The 6,395-nt window shown below is 68.7% G+C and carries 9 protein-coding genes and 1 pseudogene; all 10 read left to right on the plus strand.

What is annotated here, in order from left to right:
- Positions 1–28: 28 nt before the first annotated feature.
- Positions 29–505, plus strand: a complete 477-nt coding sequence (gene gvpJ / locus ABZ354_RS11355) for a gas vesicle protein GvpJ (protein ID WP_358655366.1) — start codon at positions 29–31, stop codon at positions 503–505.
- Position 506: 1 nt separating this feature from the next.
- Positions 507–1,268 carry a GvpL/GvpF family gas vesicle protein gene (locus ABZ354_RS11360; RefSeq protein WP_358655368.1) on the plus strand — a complete coding sequence of 254 codons (762 nt, stop codon included), beginning with the start codon at positions 507–509 and terminating at the stop codon, positions 1,266–1,268.
- Positions 1,269–1,270: 2 nt separating this feature from the next.
- Entirely contained in the window at positions 1,271–1,537 is a 267-nt protein-coding gene (locus tag ABZ354_RS11365; RefSeq protein ID WP_358655370.1) for a gas vesicle protein GvpG, read from the plus strand.
- Positions 1,530–2,405, plus strand: coding sequence for a histone protein (locus tag ABZ354_RS11370; RefSeq protein WP_358655372.1), 876 nt, complete (start codon positions 1,530–1,532; stop codon positions 2,403–2,405). Before ABZ354_RS11365 ends, ABZ354_RS11370 begins: the two co-directional genes overlap by 8 nt.
- 6 nt (positions 2,406–2,411) lie before the next feature.
- Positions 2,412–3,551 carry an SRPBCC family protein gene (locus ABZ354_RS11375; protein WP_358655373.1) on the plus strand — a complete coding sequence of 380 codons (1,140 nt, stop codon included), beginning with the start codon at positions 2,412–2,414 and terminating at the stop codon, positions 3,549–3,551.
- The gene (locus ABZ354_RS11380; RefSeq protein WP_358655375.1) at positions 3,548–3,931 is read left to right on the plus strand and encodes a gas vesicle protein; all 384 of its coding nucleotides are present in this window, start codon (positions 3,548–3,550) and stop codon (positions 3,929–3,931) included. Before ABZ354_RS11375 ends, ABZ354_RS11380 begins: the two co-directional genes overlap by 4 nt.
- On the plus strand, positions 3,928–4,875 hold the full coding sequence (locus tag ABZ354_RS11385) for a GvpL/GvpF family gas vesicle protein (RefSeq protein WP_358655377.1): 948 nt from the start codon (positions 3,928–3,930) through the stop codon (positions 4,873–4,875). Before ABZ354_RS11380 ends, ABZ354_RS11385 begins: the two co-directional genes overlap by 4 nt.
- Positions 4,872–5,105, plus strand: a complete 234-nt coding sequence (locus tag ABZ354_RS11390) for a gas vesicle protein (protein WP_358655379.1) — start codon at positions 4,872–4,874, stop codon at positions 5,103–5,105. Before ABZ354_RS11385 ends, ABZ354_RS11390 begins: the two co-directional genes overlap by 4 nt.
- A complete protein-coding gene (locus tag ABZ354_RS11395; RefSeq protein ID WP_358655381.1) occupies positions 5,102–5,386 on the plus strand; it encodes a gas vesicle protein K in 285 nt (94 codons plus the stop codon). Before ABZ354_RS11390 ends, ABZ354_RS11395 begins: the two co-directional genes overlap by 4 nt.
- 166 nt (positions 5,387–5,552) lie before the next feature.
- Positions 5,553–5,870, plus strand: a pseudogene (locus ABZ354_RS11400) (helix-turn-helix domain-containing protein); the annotation flags it as partial.
- Positions 5,871–6,395: the final 525 nt, after the last annotated feature.

Genomic DNA, 6,395 nt, shown 5'->3' on the forward strand with positions numbered 1-6,395 from the left:
ATTTCCGTCCGACAGGTGGAAGGTTTTCATGACGACCACGACGTATTACGACGGCGTTGTTCCGTGTCCGCCTCGTGACGGCACGCTCTACGACGTGCTGGAGCTTATTCTCGACCGGGGCATGGTGATCGACGTGTTCGTGCGGGTCTCCCTGGTCGGTATCGAGATCCTGAAGATCGACGCGCGCATAGTCGTGGCGAGCGTCGATACCTATCTGCGTTTCGCCGAGGCGTGTAACCGGCTCGATCTCGAACGTGATTCCGGCAGTACCACCGTTCCTGAACTGTTCGGTGGTTCCGCGGCCCGGTCGGTCGGTAAACGCAAGGTGCGTGAGGCCGCAGGGACGGTCGGTGACACCGTACGCAGGGCGGTCGGGGCCGGCGACGAGGACGAGGACGAGGACGGGGTTGAGGAGGCGGAAGAGCGTCCGCGTCCGAAGAAGCGCCGCGCTCCCGTCTCCGGCAGCAGCGGTGGTGCGAGCCGTCGCCGCCGGGCGGAGGCCTGAGGTGCGCGCCGGGGAAGCGGGACTGTACGTGTACGCGGTTGTCCGTGCCCAGACTGTGGTGTCCCGGGAGTGGGCAGGCGTGGGCGGCCCGCCTCTGCCGCTGCGGACCGTCGGCGCGGGCCCGGTGGCGGCGGTGGTCAGTGCCGTCCCCGCGCAGTTGCGTGCCCGGCGCCGTGACCTGCTGGCCCACCAGGAGCTCTTGACGCGTCTGGCGGAAAGCGGGCCTGTACTGCCGGTGCGTTTCGGGATGGTCGCACCGGACGAGGACACCCTGCGTGCCCGGCTGGCCGCGGCGCAGGCGGGCCATCTGGCCGCTCTGGACCGGGTCGACGGGCACATCGAGATGAACGTCAAGGCGCTGCCCGCCCACGACTCTCTCGCCGCGCTGGTGGCGGGAGACGCGACCGTACGGCGGCTGCGCGAGGAAACCCGCAGGCGTCCCGGTTACGAGGCCAGTGTCCGCCTGGGTGAAGCCGTGGCGTCCGCGCTGTCCCGCCGGGCCGGGCAGGCGGGACGGCGGGCCCTGCGCGAGCTGGCGCCGATGTCCCGCGCGACGGCCGGGGGCCCGGAGGTCGCCGGCTGCGCGCTCAACGTGTCCTTCCTCGTGGCGCGGGCCGACAGCGACCGGTTCCGCGTCACCGCCGAGCGTTTCGCCTCGGCCCACCGCGACCACGTCGAGCTCCGCCTCGCGGGCCCGCTGCCCTGCTACAGCTTCGTCCCCACCGGGGAGCCCGGCCCGGCCACACCGGTCGGCGGAGGCTGACGATGGGACTGGTATCCGGACTGCTGCTGCTCCCCCTCGCGCCGGCCCGGGGGGTGGTGTGGGTTGCGGAGCGGTTGCAGGAGGCCGCCGAACGGGAGGTCTACGACCCCGGTGTGATCCGTGCGCAGCTCGCGGCCCTCAACCGTGAGCTGGAGGAGGGGCGTATCGGGCTTGAGGAGTTCGAGTGGGAAGAGGAGAGGCTGCTCGACCGGCTGTATGCCGCGCAGACCCGCCGGTACCGACGACAGGAAGGTGACAGGCATGGATGACCAGGCGAAGGCGGCGCTGGCTGCTGCTGTGGTGGGCGGATACGTACTGGGCCGGACGAAGAAGGGCCGGCTGGCTGTGAGCGTCGCGAGCTATCTGGCGGGGCGCCGGTTCGGGCTGGAACCCCGTCGGCTGGCGGCCGAGGGGATGCGCAGGCTGGGTGAGGTGCCGCAAGTGGCCCAGTTGCAGGAGCAGTTGCGCGGCGAGGTCCTCAGCGCGGGCCGCCAGGCGGTGACGGCTGCCGCCAACCGCTCCCTGTCTTCTCTGGCGGACGCCATCGGCGACCGGACGGCCCGGCTCACCGCGAAGCCGGACAAGGAGGCGGGCGCGGAGGGCGAGGACGAGGAGGAGTACGAAGGGGCCGGGCAGGAGCCGGAAGCCGCGTACGAGGACGAAGAAGAGGAGGACGAGGAGGAGCCCGGGCAGGAAGAAGAAGAGGAAGAAGAGGAAGAAGAGGAGCCCGGGCAGGAAGAAGAAGAGGAAGAAGAGGAAGAAGAGGAAGAGGCGGCACCGCCGCAACGGTCCGGGGGAAAGAAGTCGTCCGCCGGGAAGGCTGCAGCCAGGAAGGCCGCCCCGGAAGGGAAGCCGGCCGGGAAGACCGCCGCTCCGGCAGGGAAAACAGCGGCGAAGAAGACTTCTCCCGCGAAGAAGGCCCCTCCCGCGAAGAAGGCTGCAGCCAGGACCGCCCCGGCGAAGAAGGCCGCCCCGGCCAAGAAGCCGGCGCCCGGCACATCGGCGGCGAAGAAGTCCACCGCGAAGAAGTCCGCGGCGAAGGAGTCCACCGGCAAGAAGTCTGCGGCGAAGAAGTCTGCGGCGAAGTCTGCGACAGCGAAGCGGCCGGCATCCAAGCGCACCGACCGCCGGAGGTAGTCAGCCATGGCAACGACGGACAAGGACGAATCCTCGGCTCCGGCGGAGTCGGGTGTGGGCCGTATCAAAGAGGAACTGTCGAAGTTCGCCAGTGCCCAGGTCCAGCAGCTCGCCGACAAAGCGGGCGGCAGACTCAAAAAACTCACCGGACAGTTGACCGACACGGCCGAGAACGGCGGCTCGCTGCCCGCTATCGGCTCCCGCGTGCTCAAGGGCGAGTCCCCGGTGAAGGCCTTCGTATCGGAAAAGGCCAAGGGAGCCAAAGACGCAGTGGCGGACAAAGCGAAAAGCGTGCTCGGCGGTGGAAGCGGCAAGAGCGGCGGCAAAGCCGGCGGCGGGAAGGTCACGAACATCATCGAGGTCCTGGACGTGGGTGTGCCCCTGCGCACCGCCTATGACGCCTGGACGCAGTACGACGAGTTCAGCAGCTTCATGAAGGGCGTCCAGAGCGTCTCGAAGAGTGAGGACGAGGAGAGCGACTGGAAGGTCAAGATCGGCCCCTCCTCCCGGAGCTTCAAGGCCACGGTGCAGGAGCAGGTACCCGACGACCGGATCGTCTGGACGTCGGAGGGTGCCAGGGGCACCACGCGCGGCGCCATCAGCTTCCACGAGCTGGCCCCGAACCTGACCCGGATCGTGCTCGTCATGGAGTACTACCCGTCGGGGTTCTTCGAGAAGACGGGCAACATCTGGCGCGCTCAGGGCCGCCGTGCGCGGTTGGACTTCAAGCATTTCCAGCGGCACGTCACCCTCACCGAGGAGGAGCCCGAGGGGTGGCGCGGAGAGATTCGCGACGGCGAGGTCGTGGTCACCCACGAGGAAGCCGTCGAACGCGAGGAGGCGGAGGAGAGCCAGGAGACGGAGGGCGAGGACGAGGAGTACGGCGAAGAAGCAGAGGACGAAGAGGCGGAGGGCGAAGAGGAGCCCGAAGAGGAAGCGGGCGAAGACGAAGACGAGGACGAGGACGAGGAAGACGAAGAGGAAGACGAGGACGACGAACTGGAGGAAGACGAAGAGGAAGACGAGGACGGAGAGGACGACGAAGCCGGAGAGGAAGACGAAGAGGAAGAGGAAGAGGAGGAACCTGAGAAACCGAGCGCTCCGAAACGCGCAACTCGCAGGCGCCGGCCGGGGACCTCGCGGTGACCGACCTCGACTTCCGCCGGGACGGGCAGCCGGCCAACGGCCCCGCCACCACCAACCTCGCCGACATCCTCGAACGCGTCCTGGACAAAGGCATCGTCATCGCCGGGGACATCAAGATCGACCTCCTGGACATCGAACTCCTCACCATCCGGCTCCGCCTCTTCGTGGCATCCGTCGACACCGCGAAAAAGGCCGGCATCGACTGGTGGGAAACCGATCCGGCTCTCAGCTCCAGAGCGTCACGCAACGCCCTGGAGGACGAGAACCGCCGGCTGCGGGAACGCCTCCAGGCCCTCGAACCGGCGACGGACCAGGCCAGCAACCCGGACCCGCAACACAACAACGGCAGGAACAACAGCGAGGAGACCGGGCAGACATGACGCACCCCGCCCCCCCGGCGCAGGCCCCCGGCACAGGTGTCACATACGTGTTCGCCGTCTGCCGGGGCACCCGCGCCACGAACACGGCGGATGTCACCGGCCTGCCCGGCATGCCCGGCGGTGCGGCGGTGCGACTGCTGCCCTGCGGACCGCTGACCGCCGTGGTCCAGACCGTCCCGGCCGCCGGCTTCACCAACGAGGTGTGGCAGTCCCGGCTCTCCGACCGGCAGGAACTCGAGCGGTACGCACGGGCCCACCACGACGTCGTGTCCGCCGTGGCCGCACAGGGGCCCGCCGTACCGCTGCCCCTCGCCACGCTCTACCACGACGACGACCGGGCCTGCCGCGCCGTGAACGACGAGGCGCACCGCTTCCGCCAGGTCCTCAAGCGCATCGCGCACCACACCGAGTGGGGCGTAAAGGTGTACGCGCCCGCAGCCGCCCCGGACGAAAGGGACCCCCTCTGGGCTGGAGACGGAGCGGGAGAACCCTCCTTCGGGCAAAGCGGCGCGGGGAAACCCCTCTCCAGGGGAAACGGTGCAGGAGAACCCTTCCGCGCGGGAAGCGGTGCGGGAGAGTATCTCTTCGCTGGTAGCGGTGCGCGCCAGGCGCCCGCTCCTGGTGCGGGGCTCGCCTACCTGAACCATAAACGCGGGGTCCAGGAGCGGCGGGAACGGCGCCGGGAACAGGCCCTGTCCGTCGCGGAATCGGTGGACGCCGAACTGTGTGAGCTGGCAGCCGCCTCGCGCCGCCTGCGAACACACGCCGCGCTACCGGCGTCCGGCGGCCGGGTGCAGGTACTCAACGCGGCGTACCTCGTGGCCGAGCAGCGAGTGGACGAACTGACCGCGCTGGTGAGGGCGCTGGGTGAACGGACCGGGACACAGATCGAGCTGACCGGGCCCTGGGTGCCGTACTCCTTCGTCGGGGAGGTGTCGTCGTGACGCCGGAACGCGCGGTGGTGCCCTGGGACAGCCCGGAGCCCCTGAGCGGCCCCCTCGGGGTGCCCCTGGTGGATCTGCTGGACCGTGTTCTGGCGACCGGTGTCGTCGTCAGCGGGGACCTGGTGATCGCCATCGCCGACGTACCTCTCGTACGGGTGTCGCTGCATGCCCTGCTCTCGTCGGTCAGCGAGCGGGTTCCGGCTCCCTGGGCCGACGGGGGGCCGCTGTGACGGACTCGGGTTCGCGGCTCGATCTGGACTCCGAGAAGTTGGGGCGGGACCTGGTCACCCTGGTCCTGACCGTGGTGGAACTGCTACGGCAGTTGCTGGAGCGTCAGGCGATCCGACGGGTCGAACAGGGTGACCTCAGTGACGACAAGGTCGAGGAGATCGGGACCACGCTCCTGCTGCTCGACCAGCGGATGAGGGAGCTCTGCGACCAGCACGGTGTGCGCCCGCAGGACCTCAATCTGGACCTCGGCCCGCTCGGGACGCTCCTGCCCCGCGACTGAGGACCTGTACTGCGAACGGACCGTCACGGGCGGGCGGACAATGGACGCCCCGGCCTGCCGGATGGCATCAGGAAGCATCCCCGGACACACAGTCCGCTGCCGCAGGATTGCCGATGACGCCGTCGGTGACGCGAAGTGCGGACACTCTCCTCCCGGCCCCCTTCGACAAGGCCAGCGACGTACTGGTATCGCCCGCAACATCCTGACCGACCGTCTCTGCAAGCTCACCGCTCGCGGACTCCTCGTCCGGCGCCCTGCACCATCGGGTCGCCGACAGGAGTACGAGCTGACCGATGTCGGCCGCGATCTCTTCACTGTCATCCTCAGCCTCCGGCAGTGGGGGGAGCGTCACGCGTTCGCCCCTGGGGAGGCCCACTCCGCCTTGGTTGACCAGCACGGCACCGCGGTGCCGAAAGTCACCCCGATCAATGCCGACGGCCTCCCTCTGGACGTGGACACCACTCGCGTGCGGAAGATCAGCTGACAGGGGGCCACCCACTTCCCGCCGCGTCCCGGCGTACCATCACGAACTCGGCCGGGCCACCGCCGCCGTCGCACGCGAACTGTCTCACCGGCCCGGCTGCACACCCAGAGTCTGGGACCGGAACGACGACCGCCCCTGGGACGACGAGACTGCTTAACTCGTGGGAGTGTGGAAAAACACTTGCTGCTGAAAAATGTGACGGGTAGTTGATTCTGGTTCAAGGACAACAGAGTGAATCGACGCCCCGTCAGGAAAAGCAGAAAGCCCAGCACCACCCCCTGCAGCTGCGGCATTTCGGGAATTCGCGGAGCGAATTCCGCCGGCGTCACGAAGTGACGCCGCATGAATTTCCTTGCGGAGCAAGGAAATTCATCACTTTGCTGCGGAGCAGCAAAGCAGCGGTGGCCGCGGAGCGGCCGGGTGGCTTCCGGCCCGTAGGGCCGGCGCGTCGTGCCTGCGGAGCTGGCCGCGCGAGATCGGAAGAGCGGCGGGGGGGGGAAGAGGGTGGGCCTGCGTGTGTAGATG

This window comes from Streptomyces sp. NPDC005925 (assembly GCF_040638805.1).
In the GTDB taxonomy this organism is placed as follows: Bacteria; Actinomycetota; Actinomycetes; order Streptomycetales; family Streptomycetaceae; genus Streptomyces.